This window comes from Streptomyces sp. NPDC050549 (assembly GCF_040655035.1).
Taxonomy (GTDB): domain Bacteria; phylum Actinomycetota; class Actinomycetes; order Streptomycetales; family Streptomycetaceae; genus Streptomyces.
In genome coordinates, this window is record NZ_JBFAJD010000112.1 from 1 (window position 1) to 1,937 (window position 1,937).

Below are 1,937 nucleotides of genomic sequence, written 5' to 3' on the forward strand. Positions count from 1 at the left end.
CTAGTGCTCTGACCGCAAAGGTTCACCGGCCTGGGGCGTGTGTCTTCCTTTGGCTGAGCAGACGTTCAGGAGCACTCGCGCAAGGGAACCGTCGCAGGAACGCAGCGCGTCACACGCCGGCGGATGAGCCTTGTCGTCGGGAGAGGGATAGCCTGCGTCGCTCTCGGTCGATCTCGGTGACGACCACCGTGATCTCGTCGCCGACCTGGACGACATCTGCTGGAGTCTCCACCGGTGTCCAGGCGAGCTCCCGCAGGTGAACCAGTCCCTCGATCCCGTCGGCGACCTGGACGAAGACCCCGAACGGGATCAGCTTGGTGACCTGGCCAGGCAGTTTCTGCCCCACCGCGATGGTGTCGGCGAATACCTGAAAGGGGTCCGGCTGTGTGGCTTTCAAGGACAGTCTGGCCTCCAGGTTCCACGTGTCGAACTGGAGGAACTCGCATGAGACGCGCTGCCCGACCTGCACGACGTCGGTGGCTGCCTCGAAGCGTCGCCAGGACAGTTCAGCGAAGGAGATGAACCCGACGCCGGGGAAGACCGGATGGTCGGGTCCGTCGTCCAGCGCCACGAACACACCGAACCGTTCGATCGCTGTGACGGTGCCGGAAAGGAACTCGCCGCGGTGCAATGACTCCAGGAATGCCCAGAGTTCTGGGTTCTCAGACGGTCCACCCATCATGCTCCGAGCCTTTCACGAGGAGCTTCGCACCGGGTAGGAAGTGCGCTCACGCTGCGGTCTTGAGAGGACGTCCGCCCCAGCGAATGCCCTTCTCGCTGCGGATGCGAGCGCGTTCCTTGCGCTCGGCGGCCAGGACGTCACGGTGGCGGGCGTTGGCGTTGCGCCAGCGCAGGTAGGCGTGCAGGGCCCGTGTCTGGACGGTGTGGTTGGAGTGGTGGGAGTTGGCGATGGTGAACTGCCGCAGCGGTCCGAAATGCGCCTCAATCGGATTCGCCCAGGATGCATAGGTCGGGGTGAAGCACAGCTCGACCTTGTTCTTCCCCGCCCAGCGACGGATGTCGGCGCCTTTGTGGGCGGACAGGTTGTCCAGGATCACGTAGATCGGGGCGCCGTCGGGCCGGGCGGCACGGATCGACTTCAGCGCGGCCAGCGTGTTGGCGGCACCCTTTCTGCGGCGGTTGACGCCCCACAGGCTGTCGTCGCCGACCGAGTAGCAGCCATGGAAGTACCGCACGCCGTGAGTGCGGTGGTAGGTGGCGGGCAGCCGGTGGGGACGATTCTGCTCGGCCCAGCCCGAGCCCGCGGTGGGACGGATCCCGAGCGGGCCAAACTCGTCGAAGGCGAAGACCCGGTCCGGGAAGCGGTCGAGGACCTCCTCGATCCGGTCCAGCTTCGCCTCGCGGTCGGGGTCCGGGGATTCTTTCCACGTCTTGGTGCGCTGGAAGGTGACGCCGCGGCGGGCGAGCAGGCAGCGTAACGCCTCGCGGCCGATCCGGATCACGTGGCCGTGGACTTTGCGCAGGTAGGCGACGAGCTTGCGCAGGGACCAGCGGGTGAAGGGTTGGCCGAGCTTGGTCGGGCGGGTGGTGGCCGTCTGGATGACGAAGTCCTCGTCGTCATCGCTGAGTTGGCGGGGACGGCCTCCCGCCCACTGAGGGTCCAGGCAGGCCAGGCCGATCTCGTTGAAGCGGTGGATCACGTCCCGGACGGTGTCCTCGTCGGCCTGGACCAGCTGGGCGATCACCGGCACCCGATTCCCGCCGGCCGAGGCCAGCAGCATCATCGCGCGCCGGTAACGCACCGAACTGGTGCTGCCCCGCCGCACGATCTGCTGCAGTTTCTGCCCTTCCTGGTCGGTCAGTCTGCGCACCCGGACAGGCTCGGCCACCGCACCTCCAGCGGTCGGAACGGACGTCACCGCCCATCCAACCGCCCTAACCAGCAACCCGGCGAACCTTCCCGGTCAGAGCACTAG

2 protein-coding genes are annotated in these 1,937 nt (G+C 66.8%); both read right to left on the reverse strand.

The genetic code is table 11. The annotated features are described in order from the left end of the window. Positions 1–109: 109 nt before the first annotated feature. On the reverse strand, positions 110–682 hold the full coding sequence (locus tag AB0I51_RS48335; RefSeq protein ID WP_362985905.1) for a S1 RNA-binding domain-containing protein: 573 nt from the start codon (positions 680–682) through the stop codon (positions 110–112). Between the two features lie 46 nt (positions 683–728). Then, positions 729–1,850 (reverse strand): IS630 family transposase, encoded by a 1,122-nt coding sequence (locus tag AB0I51_RS48340; RefSeq protein WP_362985907.1) that lies wholly within the window; start codon positions 1,848–1,850, stop codon positions 729–731. Positions 1,851–1,937: the final 87 nt, after the last annotated feature.